The organism is Streptomyces sp. NPDC007162, from assembly GCF_040634175.1.
In the GTDB taxonomy this organism is placed as follows: Bacteria; Actinomycetota; Actinomycetes; order Streptomycetales; family Streptomycetaceae; genus Streptomyces.
Map to the genome: position 1 here is coordinate 13,832 of NZ_JBEYFC010000004.1, position 25,528 is coordinate 39,359.

Genomic DNA, 25,528 nt, shown 5'->3' on the forward strand with positions numbered 1-25,528 from the left:
CCACCGACAGCCCGCGGCGGCCGTCCGCACGTACGCGCGCCCCGACACCAAGTTGATGCCGGGGCGTTCGCAATGCGAAGCCGATGTGACTGATGTGACCGTTGTGGGCCGACGGTTCACAACGACTCGGTGCCGGGCTCAGTCCTCCGCGGTCGCCGTCCGGGAGGCGGCCGTGGCCTTCTTCGCCGCGGCGGTCGTCTTCTTGGCGGCCGCGGCCGTCGTCGTCTTCTTCGCCGCGGTCTTCTTGGCGGCCGTCTTCTTCGCGGGCGCGGCCTTCTTGGCGGTTGTGGTCTTCTTCGCGGGCGCCTTCTTCGCCGTCTTCTTGGCGGGCCCCTTCGCCCGCTTCTCGGCGAGCAGTTCGAAGCCGCGCTCGGGAGTGATCGTCTCGACGCTGTCGTCGGAGCGCAGGGTCGCGTTGGTCTCCCCGTCGGTGACGTACGGACCGAAGCGGCCGTCCTTCACCACGACCGGCTTCTCGCTGACGGGGTCGGTGCCCAGCTCCTTCAGCGGCGGCTTGGCGGCGGCCCGGCCGCGCTGCTTGGGCTGGGAGTAGATCTGCAGCGCCTCTTCGAGGGTGATCGTGAAGAGCTGGTCCTCGGAGGTGAGCGAACGCGAGTCGGTGCCCTTCTTCAGGTACGGCCCGTAGCGCCCGTTCTGCGCGGTGATCTCCTGGCCCTCGGCGTCGGCGCCGACGACGCGCGGCAGCGACATCAGCTTCAGCGCGTCCGCCAGTGTGACCGTGTCGAGGGACATGGTCTTGAAGAGCGACGCCGTGCGCGGCTTGACCGCGTTCTTGCCGGTCTTCGGGGTGCCCTCGGGGAGCACCTCCGTGACGTAGGGGCCGTAGCGGCCGTCGCGGGCGATGATCTGGTGGCCCGTCGCCGGGTCGGCGCCCAGCTCGAAGTCGCCGCTCGGCTTGGCGAGCAGTTCCTCCGCGAGCTCGACGGAGAGTTCGTCGGGGGCCAGGTCCTCCGGGACGTCCGCGCGCTGGTGGCCCTCGGAGTCCTTCTCGCCGCGCTCGATGTACGGGCCGTAGCGGCCGACCCGGAGCACGATGCCGTTGCCCACCGGGAACGACGACACCTCGCGCGCGTCGATCGCGCCCAGGTCGGTCACCAGCTCCTTGAGGCCGCCGAGGTGGTCCCCGTCGCCGTTGCCGGCGTCGGCCGCGCCGCCGGGGGCGGTGTCCTCGCCGCCCTCGCCGAAGTAGAAGCGCTTGAGCCACGGCACGGCCTGGGCCTGGCCGGCGGCGATGCGGTCGAGGTCGTCCTCCATGCGGGCGGTGAAGTCGTAGTCGACCAGCCGGCCGAAGTGCTTCTCCAGGAGGTTGACCACCGCGAAGGACAGGAAGGACGGCACGAGGGCCGTGCCCTTCTTGAAGACGTAGCCGCGGTCGAGGATGGTGCCGATGATCGACGCGTACGTCGACGGGCGGCCGATCTCGCGCTCTTCCAGCTCCTTGACCAGCGAGGCCTCGGTGTAGCGGGCCGGGGGCTTGGTGGCGTGCCCGTCGACCGTGATCTCTTCGGCGGACAGCGCGTCGCCCTCGTTGACCTGGGGCAGCCGGCGCTCGCGGTCGTCCAGCTCGGCGTTCGGGTCGTCGGCGCCCTCGACGTAGGCCTTGAGGAAGCCGTGGAAGGTGATGGTCTTGCCGGAGGCGCTGAACTCGGCGTCCCGGCCGTCGGAGGCGGTGCCGCCGATCTTCACGGTGACGGAGTTACCGGTCGCGTCCTTCATCTGGGAGGCGACGGTCCGCTTCCAGATCAGCTCGTAGAGCTTGAACTGGTCGCCGGTCAGACCGGTCTCCGCCGGGGTGCGGAAACGATCACCCGAGGGGCGGATCGCCTCGTGCGCCTCCTGCGCGTTCTTGACCTTCGTGGCGTACGTCCGCGGGGCCGGGGGCAGGTAGTCGGCGCCGTACAACTGCGTGACCTGGGCGCGGGCGGCCGCGATCGCGGTGTCGCTCAGCGTCGTGGAGTCGGTACGCATGTAGGTGATGTAGCCGTTCTCGTACAGCTTCTGGGCCACCTGCATGGTGGCCTTCGCGCCGAAGCCGAGCTTGCGCGAGGCCTCCTGCTGGAGGGTCGTCGTACGGAACGGGGCGTACGGCGAGCGGCGGTACGGCTTGGACTCGACCGAGCGGACCGCGAACCGGGTGTTCTCCAGCGCGGCGGCGAGGGCGCGGGCGTTCGCCTCGTCGAGGTGGAGGGTGTTCGCGCTCTTGAGCTGCCCGAGCGAGTCGAAGTCGCGGCCCTGGGCGACGCGCCTGCCGTCGACGGCCTGGAGGCGGGCGACCAGCGAGGACGGGTCGGACGGATCGCCCGCGCGGCCGGTCGCGAAGGTGCCCGTCAGGTCCCAGTACTCGGCGGACCGGAACGCGATGCGCTCGCGTTCCCGCTCGACCACGAGCCGGGTGGCCACGGACTGGACGCGGCCCGCCGACAGGCGCGGCATGACCTTCTTCCACAGGACCGGCGAGACCTCGTAGCCGTAGAGGCGGTCGAGGATGCGGCGGGTCTCCTGGGCGTCGACCAGCTTCTGGTTGAGCTGGCGCGGGTTGGCGACGGCGGCCCGGATCGCGTCCTTGGTGATCTCGTGGAAGACCATCCGCTTGACGGGGATCTTCGGCTTGAGGACCTCCTGGAGGTGCCAGGCGATCGCCTCGCCCTCGCGGTCCTCATCGGTGGCGAGGTAGAGCTCGTCGGAGTCCTTGAGCAGGTCCTTGAGCTTCTTGACCTGGGCCCGCTTGTCGGCGTTGACCACATAGATCGGCTCGAAGTCGTGCTCGACGTCCACGCCGAGGCGCCTGACCTCGCCGGTGTACTTCTCGGGCACCTCCGCGGCGCCGTTGGGAAGGTCACGGATGTGCCCGACGCTCGCTTCGACGACGTATCCGGGGCCCAGGTAGCCCTTGATCGTCTTCGCCTTGGCGGGCGACTCGACGATGACGAGTCGGCGGCCGCCCTGTGCGGTCTCGCTGGTCGGGGACAACTTCGCTCTTCTCTCCGGTCGACGCTGGGGCCTCCCCAGGCCTTGCTCCCGGGGTCGTGGCGCGGACACGGATGTCCGCTCACTTGGTGACGCTGCGGAGTGTGACGGTACATCCCGCCCCCGTGTCAAACGGGAAAAGCTCACAACGGCCACTCGAACGGTAACCCGACTACCGCCATTCCTGCCGCCCGGAGTCCTCGCCGGGCTCCCGGCACTACCCGGAGCGTGACGCTCCCCTTACTCCCGCGGCACCCTCACAGACGGGTCAGGCAGTACGCCCCGAGGCCCAGCGCGACCACCGCGACGAGGCTCGCGAGGGCCGCCGACGCGACCTGGCCCACCCCCTGGGCGACGGGTTCGCCGCGCCGGACACGGGTGCCCGTCCACATCAGCAGTGCGCCTCCGAACAGGGCGAACACCACCCCTGCGAAGATCGCCGGTCCGCTCTCCATGGCCCGTGCACCCCTTCCCTGCCGTCCGTGCGTGTCCAGCCTGCGGAGACTGGCACGCGGGGACGGCGAGGGGGCTGCGGGCGGAAGAAATCGAGGTGAACGAGGAGGCGTAGCTCACTCGAACATGCGGTCGACTGGCTACCCGGCGAACGCGCGGGCCACATTTTTCCGGCCCTTTTCCATTCCCGGCGTGTCCCGAACCGCCCCGGCGGGCCCCGAGCGCGCCGGGCCGTACGCGGAGCCCTCCGTCAGCCGGCCGGCTCCAGGAACCCCTGTTCCACCAGCAGCCGGATCTGTGCGGGGGTGCGGTCGCGCAGCAGCACCGGGTCCTCGCCGACCAGCTGGGCGATGGCGTCGAGAATCCGCCCCGCGCTCAGCGTGCCGTCGCACACCCCTGCGAACCCGGCGCCCACCGTGTCCACCTTGGTCGCGCGGCGCATCCCGCGGTGCTGGCGCAGCACCACGTGCTCCGGGTCTTCGGCGCCGGGCAGCCCGACCTGCTCCTGAACCACCTCGACGGCGAGCTTGAAGTGCCCTTCGAGGAGATCCGCGTCGTCGTGGTCACGGAGGTAGTCGAGCCGTTCGAAGTGGGCCCGGATCGTGTCGCCGAGCGGCTGTTCGATCGAATGCGGCCACTCCTCGACGGTCACGGAGGGCACGGCGGCGCCCGTCCTGCGCAGCGTGATCCAGCCGAACCCCACCCCCTTCACCTTGAGCGCCTCGAACTCGTCGAGCCACGCGTCGTACCGCGCCTGGTACTCCGCAGGGTCGCCGCGATGGTCGCCGGCATCCCTGAGCCACAGCTCGGCGTACTGGTTGACGTCCTGCACCTCGCGCTGCACGATCCACGCGTCGCAGCCGCGCGGCACCCACGACCTGACCCTGTCCTGCCAGTCCTCCCCCTCGACGTGCTGCCAGTTGGCGAGAAACTGCGCGAACCCGCCCTCCGCCAGCCGCTCCCCGGCCTGTTGAACGACCGAGCGGCACAGATCGTCCCCGCTCATCCCGCCGTCCCGGTACGTGAGCCGGGCTCCGGGCGAGATCACGAACGGCGGGTTGGAGACGATGAGGTCGTACGTCTCCCCGTCCTTCACCGGCTCGAAGAGCGAGCCCTCGCGCAGGTCGGCCGCGGGCGCGCCGGACAGCGCCAGGGTGAGCGCCGTGATGTGCAGCGCGCGCGGGTTGAGGTCGGTCGCCGTCACGCGCGTGGCGTGCTGGGCGGCGTGCAGGGCCTGGATCCCGGAGCCCGTACCGAGGTCGAGGGCGGCGGAGACGGGCGTACGGACGGTGATGCCGGCGAGTGTGGTGGAGGCGCCGCCGACCCCGAGAACGACCTCTTCGTTCCGCTGCCCGATGCCGCCGGCGCCGCCGACCGCGCAGCCGAGGTCGGAGACGATGAACCAGTCCTCGCCGTCGGGTCCGCCGTACGGCCGGACGTCCACGGTGGCGGCGGCCTCGTCACCGCCGACGGCGGTCAGCCAGCCGGCCTCCAGGAGGTCGTCGACGGGCAGGAAGCGGGCCACGCGCGCGTGCGGCACGGGTTGCTGGAGCAGGAACAGCCGCACGAGCGTCTCCAGCGGCGTGTCGCCGCGGGTCGCCCGGAGCGCGGGCACCGTCTCACTGCGGGCCAGCGCCGCGTACGCGGGCGCGCCGAGCAGTTCCAGGAGCCCGTCGGCGGTGAAGGAGGCGCCCAGCAGGGCGGTGCGCAGCCGGGCGGCGACGTCGGGGCGGTCGGAGGCGGGCAGAGTGGCGAGGCCGGAGTCAGTCACGCCCTCCATTGTGGCCCGCGCGCCCCTTGGCACGCGGGCCCAGCACACCACCGTCGAACCCGCTCACGCCACGGCCGACAGCACCAGCCACCCACCCGCCGGCCCACGCCGGCCGGACCACCACGCCCCGTCAACCCGCGGCCGACGAGACCGTCGGCGAACCCGTCGGCCCACGACCGACGAGGCCGACACCGAATCTCTCAGCCCGCGACCGACAGAACCGACACCAACCCCCTCAGCCCACGACTGACAGAATTGACGCCGATCCCGTCAGCTCGCCGTCGACGAGGCCGACGCCGAGGCTCCCGACGTCGTGGTGACCTTCTTGCAGCTGGCCTGTTCGGCGATCGCGTCCTTGACGTCGCCCTGCTCCAGGGCTTCCAGGGCCTGGGTGCCGCTCTTGTTCTGCGTCTCCAGGTCGGCCATCTGGGAGGCGACGTCGTGCAGCCCGGAGGCGAACTTCGCCTGGTCCTTGGTGTTCAGCGCGTCGACCTTCTTCTTCAGGTCGGCATAGGACGCGGAGAGGCTGTCGAGGTTCTTGACGACGTCCTGCTGACGCTTGGCGCCGTCGTCGACCCCGGGGGGCGCCCCCGCACCGCTGATGGCCGCCGCGAGCGCCTTGTAGCCGTCGGACATGTCCTGGAAGGCCTGGGAGTCGGTCTTCTGGATGGTCGCGGGCGAACTCGTGGTGTTCGAGGCCGTCTGCGCGATCGCCTCGTTGGCCGCCTTGATCTTCGCGTCCTGCGCCGGCACCGCGTCGCACACGGTCTTGGCCCAGGCGATCAGCTTCGGGTCGGGGCCCTTGTCACCGCTGCTGCACCCGGACAGCGCACCTACCAGTACCGCACCGCCGGACAGTGCGGCCGCGAGCTTCTTGTTCACCGGATCGGTCCCTTCCATGGCTCTCGGCACCCGGAATCTACACGGCGGACGGCCGCCACCCTCACGATCGGCACCTTTTAGTCCGCTTTTATGGCGATTCACTCAGGGGAGAGAAGGCTCACGACGAAACCACGCACACGGGATTGTCCTGGAGCGAATCGGGCACGGAGTGCGGAGGACGGCACCGTGCATGGGCGCGAGAGCGCGAAACGGGCGGACGGCGCGTCACCACGCGCCATCCGCCCGCTCCTTGGCCGGGACCGTTCGTGAGCGTCCCGGCGGGCGTCGTAAGACCGCCTACGAAACCACCGCTGGATCAGCCGACTTGGCCACGCGTTCGGCGCTCTCGTCGTCGCCGACGGCGATACCTCGCCGCTTGGAGACGTACACCGCGCCGACGATCACGAGCAGTGCGAGAACCGCGATCAGGATCCGGACGCCGACGCTCTTGTCATGACCGTAGGAGAACTTGATCACCGCGGGCGCGATGAGCAGCGACACCAGGTTCATGACCTTGAGCAGCGGGTTGATCGCGGGGCCCGCGGTGTCCTTGAAGGGGTCGCCGACCGTGTCGCCGATCACCGTGGCGGCGTGGGCCTCACTGCCCTTGCCGCCGTGGTGGCCGTCCTCGACGAGCTTCTTCGCGTTGTCCCAGGCGCCACCGGAGTTGGCCAGGAAGACGGCCATCAGGGTGCCCGCGCCGATCGCGCCCGCGAGATAGGAGCCGAGCGCGCCGACACCGAGCGTGAACCCCATGAAGATGGGCGCCATCACGGCGAGCAGTCCCGGCGTGGCCAGCTCCCGCAGGGCGTCCTTGGTGCAGATGTCGACGACCTTGCCGTACTCGGGCGTCTCCGTGTAGTCCATGATCCCGGGGTGCTCGCGGAACTGCCGCCGCACCTCGAAGACCACCGAACCCGCCGACCGCGACACTGCGTTGATGGCGAGTCCGGAGAAGAGGAAGACGACCGCCGCGCCGGCGATGAGGCCGACCAGGTTGTTGGGCTGCGAGATGTCCATGGACAGGGTCAACGGGGAGCCCGCACCACTGAGTTTCGCGCCCACGTCCTGCACGTTCGTGGTGATCGCGTCCCGGTACGACCCGAAGAGCGCCGACGCCGCGAGGACGGCGGTGGCGATCGCGATGCCCTTGGTGATGGCCTTGGTCGTGTTGCCGACGGCGTCCAGGTTGGTGAGCACCTGGGCGCCCGCGCCCTCGACGTCGCCGGACATCTCGGCGATGCCCTGGGCGTTGTCGGAGACCGGACCGAAGGTGTCCATGGCGACGATCACACCGACCGTGGTGAGCAGACCGGTGCCGGCCAGCGCCACCGCGAACAGCGCCAGCATGATCGACGTACCGCCGAGCAGGAACGCGCCGTAGACGCCGAGACCGATCAGCAGTGCGGTGTAGACGGCCGATTCGAGGCCGACCGAGATGCCGGCGAGGACCACGGTGGCCGGACCGGTCAGCGAGGTCTTGCCGATGTCCATGACGGGACGCCGGTTGGTCTCGGTGAAGTAGCCGGTCAGCTGCTGGATGACGGCCGCCAGCAGGATGCCGATGGCGACCGCGACGAGCGCGAGGATCCGCGGGTCGCCGTCCTTGGCCCGGATGGCCGCGTCGCTGATGCCGTCCAGGTCGGAGTACTTCGCCGGCAGATAGACGAAGACCGCGACCGCGACGAGTACGAGCGAGATCACCGCGGAGATGAAGAAGCCGCGGTTGATGGCGCTCATGCCGCTGCGGTCGCTGCGGCGCGGGGCGACCGCGAAGATGCCGACCATGGCGGTGAGCACACCGATCGCCGGCACCAGGAGCGGGAAGGCGAGCCCGGAGTCGCCGAAGGCCGCCTTGCCGAGGATCAGCGCGGCGACCAGGGTCACCGCGTACGACTCGAAGAGGTCGGCCGCCATGCCCGCGCAGTCGCCGACGTTGTCGCCCACGTTGTCGGCGATGGTCGCGGCATTGCGCGGGTCGTCCTCCGGAATGCCCTGTTCGACCTTGCCGACCAGGTCGGCGCCGACGTCGGCGGCCTTGGTGAAGATGCCGCCGCCGACACGCATGAACATCGCGATGAGGGCTGCTCCGAGGCCGAAGCCCTCGAGCACCTTCGGCGCGTCGGCCGCGTACACCAGCACCACACAGGAGGCGCCGAGCAGGCCGAGCCCCACGGTGAACATGCCGACCACGCCGCCCGTGCGGAAAGCGATCTTCATGGCTTTGTGCGAGACGGCGGTGAGATCCTTTTCCGGTTCGCCTTCCGCCGGGGTTGCTTCACGGGCCGCCGCGGCGACCCGCACATTGCTGCGCACGGCGAGCCACATGCCGATATAGCCGGTGGTCGCCGAGAAGGCCGCGCCGATCAGGAAGAAGATCGACCGGCCGGCACGCTGATTCCAGTCGTCCGCGGGCAGCAGCAGAAGCAGGAAGAACACCACGACGGCGAATACGCCGAGCGTGCGCAACTGTCGGCCCAGATAGGCGTTCGCGCCTTCCTGGACCGCCGCCGCGATCTTCTTCATGCTGTCGGTGCCCTCGCCCGCCGCGAGTACCTGACGGACCAGGATCCAGGCGACCACGAGCGCGGCCAGCGCCACGGCGGCGATGACCGCCACCAGGACCCGGTTGTCGTCGGTCAGGACCGCGGCCGCGAGGGTTGTGGGGTGACCCAACTGATGAGGGGTAGAAAGCCCCGCCATTCGTCCTCCTTGACGCTTGGGCTGAGCTCAAGATGTGGACGGATTCTAGGTACCCGGGAGTGATCTAAACAGGGGCCGGTAAACGGAATCGGCCTTCTCGTGCTCTTCAGCAAATGATCGAGGTCAAGCCACCCAACCCGAAAGCGGTAACGCCCTAAAAGCATTGACGATCACCAGTGGAGCAATCGACTCTTGATCGAATTATCGGGCGATCTACCGGGCATTGATCGTGAATGTTTTCACGAATTCGGCAACCGGATGACATCCGACGGAAAATAACAAGAAGGGCCCTGCTCGCAGGGCCCTTCTTGTCTTCGATCAGGTGGCTCTCAGGTGAGCACGACCCCCGGCGGGACGGTCGGCCAGGTCATGCGGATCAACCCGCCGTTCTCCCCGGCGGTGACCTCCACGTCGTCGACGAGACCACTGATGACCGCGAGGCCCATCTCGTCCTCCTCGGTCTCCACGTCCGCCTCCGCCGAGGCACCGGATGTCCGGTCGCCGGGAGCGGAGCGGGGCGCGTCGTCGCCGACCTCGATGGAGAACTGTTTCTCCTCCTCGATCAGCGCGACCCGCACGGGCTCGGCGATGCCGGAGCTCTGGTGCAGACCCACCGCTCGGGAACAGGCCTCGCCGACGGCCAGCCGGACCTCGTCCAGGACGGCCTCGTCCACTCCGGCCCTGCGAGCCACCGCCGCCGCCACCAGCCGGGCGGTGCGGACGTGCTCGGGCAGCGCGCTGAAGCGGAGTTCAACGGTGGCCATACGTCCCCCTCGGAACTACGGGCGTGCGATGGGGGCCGGGCCGCCGAGCACTCGGACCCCAGATGAATTGCGGCCGCCGCGGGCACTGCGGCCCGTGAACGGCTGCCGGCACGGGCACGCGGGCCCGAACGGGCTGGGGTGGCACGCAGGCGCATACGGGATGCACGCAACCGTGCCGGAGACCGGCCGGGCGCCGCGGACCGATGGGCGGTCCGGGACGCGTCGGCCGGTCCGGGTCAGTCGGTGGCCGCCACCGCTTCCTCGACCGAGGTGTGGATCGGGAACACCTTGGTGAGGCCGGTGATGCGGAAGATCTTCAGAATGCGCTCCTGGTTGCACACCAGGCGCAGCGAACCCTCATGGGCACGCACCCGCTTCAGGCCGCCGACCAGCACGCCGAGCCCGGTGGAGTCGAGGAAGTCGACGCCCTCCATGTCAACGACGAGGTGGAAATTCCCGTCGTTCACCAGCTCGACCAGCTGCTCGCGCAACTTGGGCGCGGTATATACGTCGATTTCGCCACCGACCTCGACGACCGTACGATCGCCGACTGTACGGGTCGACAGAGACAGGTCCACGGATCCTCCAGCACCTTGCTATCGAGCGGTCGTCCCTCGGGACACCTCGGCTTGCGGCCCCTGGGACGTTCGCCAGCCGCGATGGCATTCAATCACTTACCGGCAGGCGTGCACGACGCCTTGGCCCCATTGTCCGTCACGCCGGTGACACACTCGGTCCCGATGGCCATAAATCACCGATCCGATCGACCGCCGGTTCCGGCCGTGTCCGGGTTCTCTCCGGGCACGGTCCTGGACCGGCTCGCCTCCGGGCCGAGCCGGGCTTCGCGCATCACTCATACGGAGCACTTGCCCCCACGGGCGGGTCGGCATGCCGTCTGGCCTGACCGGATTCGCGCGGAGGTGATCGCGGCCGTCCAGGAGTGCGGCATCGAGCACCCGTGGGAGCACCAGGCGCTGGCCGCCGAGCACGCCCTGGACGGCGACTCCGTGGTGGTCGCCACCGGCACCGCCTCCGGCAAGTCCCTGGCGTACCTCGTGCCCGTCCTGTCCACCCTCCTGGAGGGTTCCGAGGCGCCGAACGGCCGTGGTGCCACCGCCCTCTACCTGGCGCCCACCAAGGCTCTCGCGGCCGATCAGTGCAGAGCGGTGAAGGAACTTTCACAACCGCTCGGCAACGCCGTGCGCCCCGCGGTGTACGACGGCGACACGCCGTACGAGGAACGCGAGTGGGTCCGCCAGTACGCCAACTACGTGCTCACCAACCCTGACATGCTGCACCGCGGGATACTCCCCGGGCACCCGCGCTGGTCCTCCTTCCTGAAGTCGCTGAAGTACGTCGTCATCGACGAGTGCCACACCTACCGGGGCGTCTTCGGCTCGCACGTCGCCCAGGTACTGCGCCGGCTGCGCCGGCTGTGCGCCCGCTACGGCGCCTCCCCGGTCTTCCTGCTGGCCTCCGCCACCGCCGCCGAACCGGCCGTCGCCGCCCGCCGTCTCACCGGCCTGCCGGTCGTGGAGGTCGCCGACGACGCCTCACCGCGCGGCGAACTGGTCTTCGCCCTGTGGGAGCCGCCGCTGACCGAACTGCACGGCGAGAAGGGCGCCCCCGTCCGCCGTACCGCCACCGCGGAGACCGCCGACCTGCTGACCGACCTCGCCGTGCAGGGCGTGCGCTCCGTCGCCTTCGTGCGTTCCAGACGAGGCGCGGAGCTGATCTCCGTCATCACCCAGGAACGGCTGGCCGAGGTGGACCGCTCCCTCGCCCGGCGTGTCGCGGCCTATCGCGGCGGCTACCTCCCCGAGGAGCGGCGCGCCCTGGAACGCGCGCTGCACTCCGGGGAACTGCTCGGACTTGCCGCCACGACGGCCCTGGAGCTGGGTGTGGACGTCTCCGGCCTGGACGCCGTACTGATCGCCGGGTACCCGGGTACGAGGGCCTCTGTGTGGCAGCAGGCGGGTCGGGCGGGCCGCTCCGGTCAGGGCGCCCTCGCCGTGCTGGTCGCCCGTGACGACCCGCTGGACACCTTCCTCGTCCATCATCCCGAGGCGCTGTTCGACCAACCGGTGGAATCGACGGTCCTCGACCCCGACAACCCGTACGTCCTCGCGCCGCACCTGTGCGCCGCCGCCGCCGAGATCCCCCTCACCGACGACGACCTCGACCTCTTCGGACCCGCCTGCGCGGAGCTGCTGCCGCAGCTGGAGGCCGCGAAGCTGCTGCGCCGCCGCACCAGGGCCTGGCACTGGACACGGCGGGAGCGGGCCGCCGACCTCACCGACATCCGCGGCGAGGGCGGCCGTCCGGTGCAGATCGTCGAGGCGGGCACCGGACGCCTGCTCGGCACGGTCGACGCGAGCGCCGCGCACTCCACCGTCCACGAGGGCGCCGTCCACCTCCACCAGGGCCGCACCTACCTCGTGCGGTCCCTGGACCTGGAGGACTCGGTGGCGCTGGTCGAACAGGCCGACCCGCCGTACTCCACGGTCGCCCGCGACACCACGGCCATCTCCGTCCTGGAGACCGACGTCGAGGTCCCCTGGGGCGACGGCCGTCTGTGCTACGGCTCTGTCGAGGTCACCAACCAGGTGGTCTCCTTCCTCCGGCGCCGGCTCATCACCGGCGAGGTCCTGGGCGAGTCGAAACTCGACCTCCCTCCTCGTACGCTGCGCACCCGCGCGGTGTGGTGGACGGTCACCGAGGACCAGCTCGACGAGGCCCGGATCGACCCGGAGATCCTCGGCGGCGCCCTGCACGCAGCCGAACACGCCTCCATCGGCCTGCTCCCGCTCTTCGCGACCTGCGACCGCTGGGACATCGGCGGCGTGTCGATCCCGCTGCACCCCGACACGCTCCTGCCGACGGTCTTCGTCTACGACGGCCACCCGGGAGGCGCGGGCTTCGCGGAGCGCGCCTTCCACACGGCCCGCACCTGGCTCACGGCCACCCGGGAGGCGATCGCCGCGTGCGAGTGCGACGCCGGGTGCCCCTCCTGCATCCAGTCCCCCAAGTGCGGCAACGGGAACGAGCCCTTGCACAAGCGGGGGGCGGTACGGCTCCTCACGGTGCTGCTGAAAGGGGCGCCGGATTAGGCCGTTCGGGTCGGTGCGGGTCAGTGGGGGCCGGCCGTGCGCACGCGGCGGAGCCGCCGGTGTCGCCGCCCCGCGCCCCTTCGGGGCACGTCGCGGGCGCGGGGCCCGCTCTGGCCCGGACCTGAGCCGCGAACGGTCCCGCTCCCGACGCCGCCGTCACGTCCGAGATGTCCCCCGTGAGCACGCACCGCGTCAGCCGGGTGTCCTGTGCCCGTGCCACCCGGTCGGCCCGGGCACAGGCTTGCGTGGTCCCCTCGGCCCAGTGGTCGGCCGCCGCGAGCGCGGCCATGTCGGCGCCCCCGGCCGCGCGGTGCCGTGCGACCACGGCCTGCCCGAGTCCCAGCACGGTGCCGAACACGACGCACAGGACGGCGATCGCCCCGACGCTCCACACGGTGGCGGATCCCTGATCCGAGTACCGACGCCTCTCGAACCAGCCCCCACCGGCCCGCAGCCACCCGACCACCTCCCCCGGCCGGCACGTCATGGCTCCTCCGCCAACGCCACCGCCGACTCCCGCACCTCGAACGGCAGCGCACCCAGTACCGGCGGCCTCGCCACCACCGTCACCCGAACCCGGTCGCCCTCTCTGGCCACGGTCACCGTCGCCCCGGCCGGCGCCGCCTCCTTCGTCACCGCGACCACCGCGTCCCCGGCGTCCTGCCGCGCGGCGGCTCGCGCCCCGGTGCGGGCGGCGTCCACGCACCGGATCTGAGCGGCCACCACCAGCAGCCCCCACACCAGCGCCATCGTGAACGCCACCAGCACCGGCAGCACCACGGCCGCCTCCGCGGTCACGAACCCCCGGTCCGCGCGGCGCCCTCGCTCACATCCGCGCACTGAGGGCTCGTTTCACGATGTCCTGGAGTTCCTGACTGACCTGCCCACTCGTCACCACCGCGTACAGGACCGCCGCGAACCCGACGGCGGCGATGATCCCCATCGCGTACTCGGACGTGACCATTCCGGCGTCCCGACGCAGCAGCATCCGCATCTTCCGGTACATCTCGACTCCCTTTGATCCGTTGAATCCCTTGAACCGTTGAATCGGTTGAATCCCCTGAACGCACAGCTCAGTTACGCCGTCCGCCCGCTCGCGCCCCCTCATCCACCACCTCCTCGCAGCACCCCGCCCGCCAGCCCGATCACCACGGGCAGCACCCCGACGAAGACGAACGCGGGCAGGAAGCAGAGCCCCACCGGCGCCGAGATCAGCACGGCCGCCCGTCGTGCCCGGGTGGTCGCGGCCCGCGCCCACTCCGCACGGGCGTCCGAGGCGAGCCGGGCGACGGGGACCGCGGCCGGCAGCCCGGACTCGTCGGCCCGCTCCAGCAGCCGGGCCAGGGCGGCGGCACCCGGCAGCGAAGCCAACCACCGCCAGGCGTCCGCCGGTTCGCCGCCCAGCCGTACCTCGGCCGCGCCCCGCGCGAGCCCGTCCCCGACGGGTCCGCCGAGGGCCTCGCCGACGGCCTGGGCGGCGACCACCGGACCGGCGCCGGCCGCGATACAGGCCGCCAGGAGGTCGGCGGCGAGCGGGAGTTGACGCAGGGCCTCGGCCGCCTCCGCCCGCGCCGCCCGCTCCCCGCCGCCCTCCCGGCGCCGCCACCGCCACAGCCCCACGGCGACGCCCAGCCCCAGCAGCGCCCCGCTGATCCCGCCGATCAGCACCCAGCCGCCGCACACCACGCCGGCCACCGGTAGCCACCCGCGGACGGCGGCGCCCACGTCGGAGTGCCGCTCCGCCGTCTCCAGGGCCAGCAGTGCGGCCACCCGGCGCCGGGCCCGGCGCCCGCTCCTGGCCCACTCCAGCCGCCACGCCGACCAGCCCAGGACCAGCAGCACCGCGAGCGTCGCCCCCAGCCTGTGGACAACCTCAAGCCCGCCGGCAGCTTCCAGCCTGTGGACAACTCCCAGCCTGTGGACGGACTCCAGCCTGTGGACGGCCTCCGTACTCATACCGCCTCAGCTCCCCGCACGATCCGGACCGCCCACCACACACCGGCGGCTTCGAAAGCGGTGCCTGTGACCAGGCAGCCCAGCCCGGCCCCGGTGTGCAGCAGCACCCGCAGCGGCTCGGCACCCATGGCCGAACCGAGCAACAGGCCGAGGGCGGGCAGGACGGCGAGCATCAGGGCGGTGGCCCGGGCGCCCGACAACTGGGCCCGCAGGTCGGCCCGCTGGTCCCGCTCGGCGCGCAGGGCCGCGTCCAGGCGGTCCAGGCCCGCGGCCAGTCCCGCGCCCTGGTCGACCGCCACCCGCCAGCAGGCCGCGAGCCCTGACAGGCCGTCGGCGCCCGGCTGCCGAGCCGCCACCGCGAGGGTGCCCGGCACATCCCCGCCGAAGCGGGCCGCCGCCACCACCGCCGCCCGGGCCTCGCCCAGTCCGCCGGAGTCCCGCGCGGCCCGCAGCAGCGCCTCGGCGGGCTGACGTCCCGCGCGCACCTCGCCGGCGAGAGCCCCGCACAGCGCGATCACCGCGTCGGCGCGCACGTCCCGGGTACGCCGCGCATGCCGGGCCAGCCGCAACCGGCGCAGCACCGGAACCCCGGCCGCCCCCGCGAGGACCGGAAGGGCCGAACCGGCGAGGAACGCGAGCGCCGTCCCGGCGACGAGGACCCACCACTCCGCTCGCAGGTGTCCGTGCAGCCGCCGCAGTTCCCCGGCCGCACGCTCCCAGGAGGGCGGCCCGGTGGCCACCACCCCGCCGCCGGCGAGCAACAGCCGTGCCCGTCGCACCTCGCGCTGCCGCTCGGCCAGCAGCCAGGCCATGACCCCACCGCACACCACGACAGCACCCATCGTCGTCTCACCCATCACAGACACCCCGTCTCGGAATTCCGGTCACTCCCGTCACTTCGAAGCAGCTCCCGCAGCCGCTCCCACCCCCGTTCGCGTGCGAAGGCGTCCACGCCCCAGCGCAGGGCCGGCACCGTCCGCACCAGACCCGAGGGGTCCCGTTCCAGCACGTGCAACTCGGTGATCCGGCGTCGGCCCGTGCGGTCCCGTGCGAGGTGCAGCACCACCGACAGGGCGGCCGCCAACTGGCTGTGCAGGGCCGCCCGGTCGAGTCCCGCGGCCGTACCGAGCGCCTCCAGGCGGGCCGGTACGTCGGCCGCCGCGTTGGCGTGCACGGTGCCGCAGCCGCCCTCGTGGCCGGTGTTGAGCGCGGCCAGCAGGTGCACCACCTCGGGTCCGCGCACCTCGCCGACCACGAGCCGGTCGGGCCGCATCCGCAGGGCCTGCCGGACCAGGTCCTCCAGGGTGACCAGGCCGGCGCCCTCCTGGTTGGCGGGTCTGGTCTCCAGCCGTACGACATGGGGGTGTTCGGGCCTCAGCTCCGCCGAGTCCTCGGCGAGCACGATCCGCTCCCCCGGGCCGACGAGTCCGAGCAGGGCGCTGAGCAGGGTCGTCTTTCCGGTGCCGGTGCCGCCGCTGACCAGGAAGGACAGCCGGGCCGCCAGCAGGGCGCGCAGGATCCGGTCGCCGCCGGGCGGAACGGTGCCCGCCGCGACCAGTTCGTCCAGCGTGAACGCCCGGGGCCGTACCACCCGCAGGGACAGGCAGGTGCAGCCGACCGCCACCGGGGGCAGGACCGCGTGCAGGCGGGTGCCGTCGGGCAGCCGGGCGTCCGCCCAGGGGCGTGCGTCGTCCAGGCGCCGGCCGGCCACCGCGGCCAGCCGCTGCGCGAGGCGGCGTACCGCTGCCGCGTCCGGGAAGGCGACCGGGGTCAGTTCCAGGCCGCCGCCGCGGTCCACCCAGACCCGGTCGGGGGCGGTCACCAGGACGTCGGTGACCTTGGGGTCGGCCAGCAGCGGCTCCAGGGGGCCGCTGCCGACCAGTTCGGAGCGGAGTCGTTCGGCCGCGCCGAGGACTTCGGCGTCGCCGAGCACCCGGCCCTGTGCGCGCAGCGCCTGCGCCACCCGCGCGGGCGTGGGTTCGGCGCCGCTCTCGGCGAGCCAGCGCCGTACCCCGTCGAGCAGGGCCGGACCGTCCCCGCCCGGAGTGCCGGGCCTCATACACCACCTGCCTCGACCAGCGTCCGCTCCCAGAAGTCCTTGCAGAAGCGGGCCAGCGGCGAGCGTGCGACGGCGCCCGGGGGTTTGCGGTCGGCGCGGGACAGGCCGGGTTCGGCGGGTACTTCGCCGGCCAGGGGCAGGCCGAGCAGGCGGGCCACCTCGCGGTCGTCCAGACCCGGCGCGTACGGGCCCCGGACCGCCACCCGCAGGTCGCGCACGACCATGCCGACGGTGGCCGCCACCCGTCCGGCGGCGGCGATGGCGCGCAGTTCGGCCGGGACCACCAGGACGGCAAGATCGAGCTGGGTGAGGACTTCGGCGATCCCGTCGTCCAGGCGGCGCGGCAGGTCGACGACGACCGTGCCGCCGCGTCGCCGGGCGGCCGCGAGCACCGCGCGGACGGCGGGCGGCGGGATCGCCACGCAGTCGCCGCGGTCCCAGCTGAGGATGCGCAGCGAGTGCAGTTCGGGCAGCGACTCCTCCAGGGCGCCGCTGCCGAGCCGGCCGCGCGAGGCGGCGAAGGCGGGCCAGCGCAGCCCCTCGGCCGTCTCGCCGCCGAGGAGTACGTCGATTCCGCCGCCCAGTGGATCCGCGTCCACGAGGAGGGTGCGCAGTCCCTCACGCGCGGAGGTGACGGCGAGCGCGCAGGCGAGCGTGGAGGCACCGGCCCCGCCCCGGCCGCCGATCACGCCGACGGTGAGAGCCGGGCGGCCCACCCCTTCGACGACGTCGGCGATCCGGTCCACGAGCCACTGCTCGCCGTCCGGCAGCATCAGGACGTGGTCGGCGCCGATCTCCACGGCCCGTTTCCACACGTCGGGGTCGTCCTGGTCCTGTCCGACCAGCACCACCCCGCGTCGGCGCGTGGCCCCGCGCACCCGCCGCGCCGCGTCGTCGCCGACCAGGACGAGCGGGGCGGACTCCCAGCCGCCGCCGCGCTCCGGCACGCCGTGGTGGACCTCCGGCTTGGCGCCGGCCGCGGCGCACAGCCGCAGGAGGTCGTCGAGGAGTTCGGCGTCCTCGGTGACGATCATCGGTCGTCCTGGCCGTCCCGCGGCGGCGGGCGGCGGGTCCTGGGTGACGGTTTTGGCCATGTGAGCTTCCCCCTTGGCTGAGTGGTGGCGCGTGGCCACCGAGGCCCCGCGATTCCCAAACGTGTGAAGAACCGGCAATCGGCCTTCATATGCACGGCCGGTAGAAACCGGCCATTGGCGCCCGGCAATGGGAACCGGCCATGAAGTGGCCGCCGCCGGATCGCGCTGGAATCACGGTGCAGCGAGCCGGGAAATCGTGTGGATCTTGGTCGAAAACCGTGGACGGCTCGATGGTTGTGAATATCGCCGTCACCCATACCGGTGAGCCCCGTTCCGGCCCCTGTGCGACTTCCACAGCGCAGCGCCTCGACTACCCAACGTGACGGATCATGGGCATGCGAGAAGGGCGGCCGAAGCCGCCCGACCAGGCCTCGCGGCCCGCGAAAAGAGGGGAAAAACCCACCCGGACATGCGACGACCCCCACCGGGGGGGAGAGTGGGGGTCGTCTCCACGGCCGACTCGGGGGGGGAGGAGCCGGACCGGGTTAGCACGGTCGCGAACGATCCGTGACTTCCATGGTGTACCCGAGAGCCCTCTCAGGCAAACCCACGCGCCCCAGCTTACGCCGAATGGTGGGCGCCTATGCTCAGGGTCGTGGAAAACCACTCCTTGCCCCGCACAGCGGCGTTCTTTGACCTGGACAAGACGGTCATTGCGAAGTCGAGCACGCTCACCTTCAGCAAGTCGTTCTACCAAGGCGGTCTGATCAACCGCAGGGCGGCGCTGCGCACCGCGTACTCCCAGTTCGTGTTCCTGGTCGGCGGTATGGACCACGACCAGATGGAGCGCACCCGCGCGTACCTGTCCGGTCTCGTCCGCGGCTGGAATGTCCAGCAGGTCAAGGAGATCGTCGCCGAGACCCTGCACGACCTGATCGACCCGATCATCTACGACGAGGCCGCCTCCCTCATCGAGGAGCACCACCGGGCCGGCCGGGACGTCGTCATCGTGTCCACGTCGGGCGCGGAGGTGGTCGAGCCCATCGGCGAACTCCTCGGGGCGGACCGGGTGGTCGCCACCCGCATGGTCGTCGGCGAGGACGGCTGTTACACCGGCGAGGTGGAGTACTACGCGTACGGCCCGACGAAGGCGGAGGCCGTCCGCGAGCTGGCCGCCTCCGAGGGATACGACCTGGGGCGCTGCTACGCGTACAGCGACTCGGCGACCGATGTGCCGATGCTCCGGGCGGTCGGGCACCCGCACGCCGTGAACCCGGACCGCGCGCTGCGCCGTGAGGCCCTCGCGCAGGGCTGGCCGATCCTCGACTTCCACCGCCCGGTGCGGCTCAAGCAGCGGATCTCCGCGCCCCCGCGGCCGGCCCTGGTCGCCGCGGCCGCCATAGGCGCGGCAGCCGCCACCGCGGGTCTGGTCTGGTACGCGAGCCGCCGCCGGAGCACGGTCGCCTGAAGCGGCCGACTTCGACCCCTATTCACCCGTTCGGCCCATCGGTGCCCTTTTGATGTGCCTTTGAACCTGAAAGTAAAGAACTGCAGGCAGGGCTTCCGCTTGCTCCGGGCTTGCAGTACAAAGGGGTTAGCGGCCCGCGAGACCAAAGGACATCCGAGAGGATCACCTTTAAAACGCATTTGGCCCCACGGACCCAGCATGGCCACCGAGCACCCACGCGACGTCGACCCGTCGATTACGGGCCAGCCGCACCAGGTGACGGGCAAAGCACCCGACCTGATGGGCGACATATCGAGGACGCCTGGTAACCCGGTGAACATGCCAGCGGCGGTACGAGTCCTCGTACCGCCGCAACCCTTGTCCGGGACCTTCGGCCCTACGCCGCTCCCCGCTGCAGCGCCTCACAGACCGCCGTCGACTCGCGCACGCCCAGTTCGACCGCGCGTCCGCAGTGCGCGATCCAGGCCGCCATCCCCTCCGGAGTGCCCGAGACATAGCCGTCCAGGGCCGCCAGATAGGAGGCGCGGCCCAGCTCCGCATGGCCGACCTCGGCGGGGCAGATCGCCTTGGGGTCGAGACCGCTGCCGATCAGCACGATCCGCTCGGCCGCCCGCGCGACCAGTCCGTTGCACGTCGTGAAGGGCCGCAGCGCGAGCAGTTCGCCGTGCACCACCGCGGCCGTCACCAGGGCGGGCGCCTCGCTCCCCGCGATGATCAGCTGGGCAAGGCCCTCCAGGCGCCCCGCCACCTCGTCGGCATCCGGCAGCGGCAGCTCGACCAACGGCTCGTCGGCCCGCTCACCGGCCTGCCGCGGCCTGCCGACCTCGTCGCCGCCGGTGGCCGCCGCCACCAGGTGCAGGCGGGCCAGCACCCGCAGCGGCGACTGGCGCCAGATGGACAGCAGTTGCCCCGCCTCCGCGGTCAGCCGCAGCGCGGCACCGACCACCCGTGCCTCGTCGTCCGCCCCGAAGTCGGAGCGCCGCCGCACCTCCTCCAGCTCCCAGTCGGCCCCGGAGAGCGCGGCACTGCCCCGGGCGCCGCGCAGCGCGGCCTCGGAGGTGACGGCGTTGCTGCGGCGCCGCATGACCCGGTGCCCGTAGACCCGGTCCACGGCCTTGCGCACGGACTCCACGGACTCGGCCACCCCGGGCAGCGCGCCCAGGGCCGCGAGCGGATCGGCGCTCGCACCTGTCGTACTCATGAGTACGACCCTACGCACCCCGGCCGCGCACTCCACGAAGGAGTGGTCTTCTTCACTCCGTCTGACACATACAGCTATCACGCGACTACTCTTCGTGAACATGAAAATTGCTTTCGTCGGGAAGGGCGGCAGCGGCAAGACCACGCTCTCCTCCCTGTTCATCCGGTATCTCGCGGCGGCCGGTGCGCCGGTCGTCGCCGTCGACGCCGACATCAACCAGCACCTCGGCCCCGCACTCGGCCTCGACGAGTCGGAGTCGGCGGCACTGCCCGCGATGGGCGAACGACTGTCCCTGATCAAGGACTACCTGCGCGGCAACAACCCGCGCATCGCCTCCGCCGCGACGATGATCAAGACCACCCCTCCCGGGGAGGGCTCGCGACTGGTCCGGGTGCGGGAGCCCAACCCGGTGTACGACGCCTGCGCGCGGCCGGTGGAACTCGACGGCGGCGCCGTCCGTTTGATGGTCACCGGGCCCTTCACGGACGCCGACCTGGGCGTCTCCTGCTACCACTCCAAGACGGGCGCGGTGGAACTGTTCCTGAACCATCTCGTCGACGGCCCCGACGAGTACGTCGTGGTCGACATGACGGCGGGTTCGGACTCCTTCGCCTCCGGCATGTTCACCCGCTTCGACATCACGTTCCTCGTCGCCGAGCCGACCCGGAAGGGGGTCTCCGTCTACCGCCAGTACAAGGAGTACGCCAGGGACTTCGGCGTCGCGCTGAAGGTCGTCGGCAACAAGGTGCAGGGGCAGGACGACATCGACTTCCTCCGCTCGGAGGTCGGGGACGACCTGCTGGTCACGGTCGGGCACTCGGACTGGGTACGCGCCATGGAGAAGGGCCGTCCACCCCGGTTCGAGCTCCTGGAGGACGCCAACTCCGACGCCCTGCGCATCCTCAAGTCCGCCACCGACGCGACGCACGATCTGCGGGACTGGGAGCGCTACACCCGGCAGATGGTCCACTTCCACCTGAAGAACGCCCTGTCGTGGGGCAACGAACGCACCGGGGCCGACCTGGCCGCGCAGATCGACCCCGGCTTCGTGCTCGGTGAGGAAGTGGCGGCTACTGCTTGACCGCCGGCGCCCCGGGCACCCCCTTCGGCGCCGGCGCGGGGTGACCGGACAGGAAGGACGCCCAGCCCTGCCGCGGGGCCTCACCCACGTTCAGGCTCCGCAGCCGCGCCAGGACCTGCGGGTCCTGGGCGTCCAGCCAGTCGGCCAGCTGATGGAAGGAGACACAGCGTACGTCGGGCTTGTTGCAGACGTTCTGGACGACGTCGTCGAGGGCACGCATGTACGTGCCGCCGTTCCAGGACTCGAAGTGGTTGCCGATCACGAGCGGCGCACGGTTGCCGTTGTAGGCCCGGTTGAAGCCCTGGATCAGTCCGTCGCGCATCTGATCGCCCCAGTAGTCGAACTTGTCGGGGTCGCCCTGGGTCTGGGTGCCGGACTGGTTGACCATGAAGTTGTAGTCCATGGTCAACTGCTCGTAGGAGTGCCCGGGGAAGGGCACGAGCTGCATGGACAGGTCCCACAGCCCTTCCCTCTTCTTGGGCCAGACCTGGTCGTTGACGCCGCTGGTGTCGTAGCGGAAGCCCAGCTGGCTCGCCGCCTTCACGAAGTTCTTCTGCCCCTCGAGGCAGGGGGTGCGGGCGCCGATGAGCTCCTTGTCGTAGTCGAAGGGCAGCGGCGCGGCGTCCTTCATGCCGGTGTTGGTCTTCCAGGTCTTCACGAACTGCTTGGCCTGGGCGATCTCGCTCTTCCACTCGGCCACCGACCACTGGCCGACACCACCGTCGGGGCCGCAGAAGTGCCCGTTGAAGTGGGTGCCGATCTCGTTGCCCTCCAGCCAGGCCAGCCGTAGTTGCTTGACGGTGTCGGCGATGCCCTGTTCGTCGTTGAAGCCGATCTCGGAGCGGCCGGGCGAGTGCTGCGGGGGGCGGTAGAGGTCCTTCTTCTCCTCCGGCAGCATGTAGACGCCGCTGAGGAAGAACGTCATGTTCGCGTGGTTGTCCTTGGCGACCTTGCGGAAGTGCGAGAACAGTTTCTGGCTGTCCTCGCCGGCGCCGTCCCAGGAGAACACCACGAACTGCGGGGGCTTCTCACCGGGCTTGAGCTTCTCCGGCCGGGGCAGATGCGGCTGCGCCCCGGTGTACGCGGTGGAGCCGTCGCCGATCAGACGGACCACGCTCTGGGGTGCCGGCGCTCCCTTCTGCGGCCCGGACGTCCCTTCCTTGGAGTTCGTGCCGGTCGCGCAACCGGCCAGCGACGCGGCACAGGCCGCGGCGGCCACGGCGCCGACGGCGATCCTCTGGGTGGCGGCCAATTCCGCCCACCTTCTTCCTTCTCTCGGTGAACGCCCATGACGGCGTTTTATGGCGGTGTGCCGGGTATGTGCCGACAGCGCGGCCAAGGTCGCATAGGACCGAGAGAGGGATTAATACGACAAGCCGATGAACTGCTCACTTCACTCAGAGGGGCGAGCCGGTGCCCCATTTGCGCCGAAGATCCATGCCTGACCTTTACTCTGCATTACGATTCATTTACCGAGCGTTGATCCATCCCGCCGCTGAACGCCGTGACCCACGGCCGCGACCGATCCCCCGCCCCCGGGCGAGGGGACCCACCTGATCCGCGACCGCGCCGCCCGGAGGAGACGGGAAACATGTCATCAGCCTGCGTACCCACCCATCCCGAGCCCTCCGGGCCGGCCCCGGCCGAGGCCGCAGGCCGCCGCCCGGGCAACGACACCGGCCGGGCCCGGCTCCCGGCCGGACCGCCGGGCCGTCGGCCGCCCGTCGCGGGGGCCGACCTGTCCGCGTCCGTCGCGGTCTTCCTGATCGCCCTGCCGCTGTCCCTCGGCATCGCCCTCGCCACCGGCGCCCCGCTCCAGGCGGGGCTGGTCGCGGCGGCCGTCGGCGGCCTGGTCGCCGGGCGGTTCGGCGGTTGCCCACTGCAGGTCAGCGGCCCCGCCGCCGGACTCACCGTCGTCACGGCCGACCTGATCCACCGCTACGGCTGGCGGGCGACCTGCGGCATCACCGTGCTCGCCGGACTGGCCCAACTGGGCCTCGGCTGCCTGCGCGTGGCGCGCACCGCGCTCGCCGTCAGCCCGGCCGTCGTACACGGCATGCTCGCCGGCATCGGTGTCACCATCGCCGTCGCCCAGCTGCACATCGTCCTCGGCGGCAGCCCGCAGAGCTCGGTCCTCGCCAACATCCGGGCCCTGCCCCACCAGTTGGCGAACCTGCACCCGGCCGCCGTGGCGATGAGCTCGCTGACCCTGGCCCTGCTCCTCGGCTGGCCCCGCCTGCCCGGGAGCCCCGGCGAGCTGCTGCGCAAGGTCCCGGCCGCCCTGGTCGCCGTCACCGGAGCCACCGTCACGGCCGCACTCACCGGGCTCACCCTCCCCAGGGTCGCCCTGCCCTCCTGGAGCAGTCATGCGCTGGCCGGGCTGCCGGAGGGGCCGGTGCTGGGCCTCGTCGCGGCCGTGCTCACCACCACGCTGGTGTGCAGCGTGCAGTCGCTGCTGGGAGCGGTCGCCGTGGACAAGCTGGTGGCCGGTCGTCCCGGCGCCCAGTCCCGGGTCGGCAGGACCGACCTGAACCGTGAGCTGCTGGGCTAGGGCGCGGCCAACGTCGTCTCCGGAGCACTCGGTGGGCTGCCGGTCGCCGGGGTCGCGGTGCGCAGTTCGGCTGGGGGTCCCCCCTCTGGGGGAGTGCAATCCGGTGCCGTGAGCCGGAACTCCACGATGCTGCACGGCGTTCTCGTAGTAGTCGCCGCGCTGCTGATGGTCCCCGTCCTGGATCTGATCCCGCTCGCCTCTCTCGCCGCCCTGGTGATGGCCGTCGGCATCCAGATGGTGTCCCTGCACCACATCCGCACGGTGACCCGCCACCGAGAAGTGCTGGTGTACGCCGTCACCACACTCGGCGTGGCCGCTCTCGGGGTGTTGCAGGGAGTGCTCCTCGGAGTCGCCGTGGCCGTCGCCGTCGCCCTGCACCGCCTCACCCGTACCCGCATCACGTACGAGGAGACAGGAGGAGTCCATTACGTACACGCACGAGGGCAGTTGACGTTTCTCGCGGTGCCCAGGCTCAGCAGAGTCCTGCATCTCGTACCCCATGGCGCGCACGCCGAGGTGGAGTTGGACGGTTCGTTCATGGACCACGCGGCGTACGAGTCGCTGCGGGACTGGCAAAGGGCCCACACCGCGCAGGGCGGCTCCGCCGAGCTGACCGGTTGGCGGCCGGGCGTCGGCTCACCGGAGTACGGCCACCGGCCGAAGGTCCGCATGCCTCACGGTCCTGGCCGTCGGCCGGGGGGTTACCGCAGCGGCGGGCACGAACTCGCCCGTGGTGTCAGCGCGTTCCAGCGCGACACCGCGCCCCTGGTGCGGGACGAGCTGGCCCGGCTGGCACGCGAGGGGCAGCAGCCGTCGCAGCTCTTCCTCACCTGCGCCGACTCCCGGCTCGTCACCTCGATGATCACGTCCAGTGGCCCGGGTGACCTGTTCGTGGTCCGCAACGTCGGCAACCTGGTCCCCCTTCCGGGTGAGGAGAACGGCGACGACTCGGTGGCCGCCGCCATCGAGTACGCGGTGGACGTGCTGAAGGTGCGGTACGTCACGGTGTGCGGGCACTCCGGGTGCGGGGCGATGCAGGCGCTGACCGGCACCGGCGTCGCCGCCGGTTCAGGGGAGGGCACGACCCCGCTCGGGCGGTGGCTGCGGCACGGGCTGCCGAGCCTGGCACGGCTGGCCGACGACAGCCGGCCCCGGACCCGGTTGGCGGGGCGGGCGACCATGGACGCGGTGGAGCGGCTCTGCCTGGCCAACGTGGTCCAGCAGTTGGAGCATCTTCGGGCCCACGCACCGGTGGCGCGGGCACTGGAGGCCGGCGAACTGGAGCTGCACGGGATGTACTTCCATGTGGGTGAGGCGCAGGCTTATCTGCTGGGACGTACCGAAGGTGAGGACGGGGTGGAGGTGTTCGAGGGGGTGCCGGGCACGGAGGAGCCGCGCGACCGCCCCACCAACAGGTCTAAACCAATTGCCGGACGGCCCTTGTCACCGGACCCCCGGGTCTGATGAGCTGTGTGGCTTGGGACACAACGGACACCGGGACACCCTT

Annotated in this window: 19 protein-coding genes and 1 pseudogene; 4 read left to right on the forward strand and 16 right to left on the reverse strand. The window is 71.4% G+C overall.

Annotation, left to right across the window (positions count from 1 at the left end; all coding sequences use genetic code 11):
- Positions 1 to 138: 138 nt before the first annotated feature.
- The 7 genes from topA to bldG form a co-directional block, all read right to left on the reverse strand.
- Entirely contained in the window at positions 139 to 2,991 is a 2,853-nt protein-coding gene (gene topA / locus ABZ646_RS00955; protein ID WP_360511586.1) for a type I DNA topoisomerase, read from the reverse strand.
- Between the two features lie 254 nt (positions 2,992 to 3,245).
- The gene (locus tag ABZ646_RS00960) at positions 3,246 to 3,443 is read right to left on the reverse strand and encodes a hypothetical protein (protein WP_360511588.1); all 198 of its coding nucleotides are present in this window, start codon (positions 3,441 to 3,443) and stop codon (positions 3,246 to 3,248) included.
- Between the two features lie 248 nt (positions 3,444 to 3,691).
- Entirely contained in the window at positions 3,692 to 5,212 is a 1,521-nt protein-coding gene (locus tag ABZ646_RS00965; protein ID WP_360511590.1) for a class I SAM-dependent methyltransferase, read from the reverse strand.
- A gap of 270 nt (positions 5,213 to 5,482) precedes the next feature.
- Positions 5,483 to 6,112, reverse strand: a complete 630-nt coding sequence (locus ABZ646_RS00970) for a small secreted protein (RefSeq protein WP_360511592.1) — start codon at positions 6,110 to 6,112, stop codon at positions 5,483 to 5,485.
- A gap of 279 nt (positions 6,113 to 6,391) precedes the next feature.
- A complete protein-coding gene (locus ABZ646_RS00975; protein ID WP_360511594.1) occupies positions 6,392 to 8,797 on the reverse strand; it encodes a sodium-translocating pyrophosphatase in 2,406 nt (801 codons plus the stop codon).
- A 329-nt stretch (positions 8,798 to 9,126) separates the two neighbouring features.
- Positions 9,127 to 9,561, reverse strand: coding sequence for an ATP-binding protein (locus tag ABZ646_RS00980; protein ID WP_360511596.1), 435 nt, complete (start codon positions 9,559 to 9,561; stop codon positions 9,127 to 9,129).
- Between the two features lie 236 nt (positions 9,562 to 9,797).
- Positions 9,798 to 10,139, reverse strand: coding sequence for an anti-sigma factor antagonist BldG (bldG, locus tag ABZ646_RS00985; protein ID WP_010986038.1), 342 nt, complete (start codon positions 10,137 to 10,139; stop codon positions 9,798 to 9,800).
- A gap of 81 nt (positions 10,140 to 10,220) precedes the next feature.
- Between bldG and ABZ646_RS00990 the strand changes: the two genes are divergently transcribed.
- A complete protein-coding gene (locus ABZ646_RS00990; protein WP_360511598.1) occupies positions 10,221 to 12,671 on the forward strand; it encodes a DEAD/DEAH box helicase in 2,451 nt (816 codons plus the stop codon).
- Here ABZ646_RS00990 and ABZ646_RS00995 read toward each other — a convergent pair.
- The 7 genes from ABZ646_RS00995 to ssd form a co-directional block, all read right to left on the reverse strand.
- A complete protein-coding gene (locus tag ABZ646_RS00995) occupies positions 12,640 to 13,125 on the reverse strand; it encodes an Rv3654c family TadE-like protein (RefSeq protein ID WP_360511644.1) in 486 nt (161 codons plus the stop codon). The genes ABZ646_RS00990 and ABZ646_RS00995 overlap by 32 nt on opposite strands.
- Before the next feature lie 29 nt (positions 13,126 to 13,154).
- Positions 13,155 to 13,469: a TadE family type IV pilus minor pilin gene (locus ABZ646_RS01000; protein WP_360511600.1), complete on the reverse strand. Its 315-nt coding sequence runs from the start codon at positions 13,467 to 13,469 to the stop codon at positions 13,155 to 13,157.
- Between the two features lie 28 nt (positions 13,470 to 13,497).
- Positions 13,498 to 13,677 (reverse strand): DUF4244 domain-containing protein, encoded by a 180-nt coding sequence (locus tag ABZ646_RS01005; RefSeq protein WP_358981885.1) that lies wholly within the window; start codon positions 13,675 to 13,677, stop codon positions 13,498 to 13,500.
- Positions 13,678 to 13,775: 98 nt separating this feature from the next.
- Positions 13,776 to 14,627, reverse strand: coding sequence for a type II secretion system F family protein (locus ABZ646_RS01010; RefSeq protein ID WP_360511602.1), 852 nt, complete (start codon positions 14,625 to 14,627; stop codon positions 13,776 to 13,778).
- Positions 14,624 to 15,484, reverse strand: coding sequence for a type II secretion system F family protein (locus ABZ646_RS01015; RefSeq protein WP_360511604.1), 861 nt, complete (start codon positions 15,482 to 15,484; stop codon positions 14,624 to 14,626). Before ABZ646_RS01015 ends, ABZ646_RS01010 begins: the two co-directional genes overlap by 4 nt.
- Positions 15,484 to 16,686, reverse strand: a complete 1,203-nt coding sequence (locus ABZ646_RS01020) for a TadA family conjugal transfer-associated ATPase (RefSeq protein WP_360511606.1) — start codon at positions 16,684 to 16,686, stop codon at positions 15,484 to 15,486. Before ABZ646_RS01020 ends, ABZ646_RS01015 begins: the two co-directional genes overlap by 1 nt.
- Positions 16,683 to 17,780: a septum site-determining protein Ssd gene (gene ssd / locus ABZ646_RS01025; protein WP_360511608.1), complete on the reverse strand. Its 1,098-nt coding sequence runs from the start codon at positions 17,778 to 17,780 to the stop codon at positions 16,683 to 16,685. The genes ABZ646_RS01020 and ssd overlap by 4 nt, the downstream gene beginning before the upstream one ends.
- A 583-nt stretch (positions 17,781 to 18,363) precedes the next feature.
- Here ssd and ABZ646_RS01030 point away from each other — a divergent pair.
- A complete protein-coding gene (locus tag ABZ646_RS01030) occupies positions 18,364 to 19,188 on the forward strand; it encodes an HAD family hydrolase (protein ID WP_360511610.1) in 825 nt (274 codons plus the stop codon).
- Positions 19,189 to 19,564: 376 nt separating this feature from the next.
- On the opposite strand, the gene ABZ646_RS01035 is transcribed toward ABZ646_RS01030, so the two are convergent.
- Complete coding sequence (locus ABZ646_RS01035) at positions 19,565 to 20,389, reverse strand: oxidoreductase (protein WP_360511612.1); 825 nt, start codon at positions 20,387 to 20,389, stop codon at positions 19,565 to 19,567.
- 100 nt (positions 20,390 to 20,489) lie between these two features.
- On the opposite strand from ABZ646_RS01035, the gene ABZ646_RS01040 reads away from it, so the two are divergent.
- A complete protein-coding gene (locus ABZ646_RS01040; protein ID WP_360511614.1) occupies positions 20,490 to 21,470 on the forward strand; it encodes an ATP-binding protein in 981 nt (326 codons plus the stop codon).
- On the opposite strand, the gene ABZ646_RS01045 is transcribed toward ABZ646_RS01040, so the two are convergent.
- The gene (locus tag ABZ646_RS01045) at positions 21,460 to 22,722 is read right to left on the reverse strand and encodes a hypothetical protein (RefSeq protein WP_360511616.1); all 1,263 of its coding nucleotides are present in this window, start codon (positions 22,720 to 22,722) and stop codon (positions 21,460 to 21,462) included. The genes ABZ646_RS01040 and ABZ646_RS01045 overlap by 11 nt on opposite strands.
- 339 nt (positions 22,723 to 23,061) lie before the next feature.
- Here ABZ646_RS01045 and ABZ646_RS01050 point away from each other — a divergent pair.
- Positions 23,062 to 25,485, forward strand: a pseudogene (locus ABZ646_RS01050) (SulP family inorganic anion transporter).
- Positions 25,486 to 25,528 lie beyond the last annotated feature (43 nt).

Coding starts and splice junctions, on each gene's coding strand:
- ABZ646_RS00960 (WP_360511588.1), bottom strand. CDS start 3,443: ATGGAGAGCGGACCGGCGATCTTCGCAGGGGTGGTGTTCGCCCTGTTC.
- ABZ646_RS00970 (WP_360511592.1), bottom strand. CDS start 6,112: ATGGAAGGGACCGATCCGGTGAACAAGAAGCTCGCGGCCGCACTGTCC.
- ABZ646_RS00975 (WP_360511594.1), bottom strand. CDS start 8,797: ATGGCGGGGCTTTCTACCCCTCATCAGTTGGGTCACCCCACAACCCTC.
- ABZ646_RS00980 (WP_360511596.1), bottom strand. CDS start 9,561: ATGGCCACCGTTGAACTCCGCTTCAGCGCGCTGCCCGAGCACGTCCGC.
- ABZ646_RS00990 (WP_360511598.1), top strand. CDS start 10,221: ATGGCATTCAATCACTTACCGGCAGGCGTGCACGACGCCTTGGCCCCA.
- ABZ646_RS01005 (WP_358981885.1), bottom strand. CDS start 13,677: ATGTACCGGAAGATGCGGATGCTGCTGCGTCGGGACGCCGGAATGGTC.
- ABZ646_RS01010 (WP_360511602.1), bottom strand. CDS start 14,627: ATGAGTACGGAGGCCGTCCACAGGCTGGAGTCCGTCCACAGGCTGGGA.
- ABZ646_RS01015 (WP_360511604.1), bottom strand. CDS start 15,484: ATGGGTGAGACGACGATGGGTGCTGTCGTGGTGTGCGGTGGGGTCATG.
- ABZ646_RS01020 (WP_360511606.1), bottom strand. CDS start 16,686: ATGAGGCCCGGCACTCCGGGCGGGGACGGTCCGGCCCTGCTCGACGGG.
- ssd (WP_360511608.1), bottom strand. CDS start 17,780: ATGGCCAAAACCGTCACCCAGGACCCGCCGCCCGCCGCCGCGGGACGG.
- ABZ646_RS01030 (WP_360511610.1), top strand. CDS start 18,364: ATGCTCAGGGTCGTGGAAAACCACTCCTTGCCCCGCACAGCGGCGTTC.
- ABZ646_RS01035 (WP_360511612.1), bottom strand. CDS start 20,389: ATGAGTACGACAGGTGCGAGCGCCGATCCGCTCGCGGCCCTGGGCGCG.
- ABZ646_RS01040 (WP_360511614.1), top strand. CDS start 20,490: ATGAAAATTGCTTTCGTCGGGAAGGGCGGCAGCGGCAAGACCACGCTC.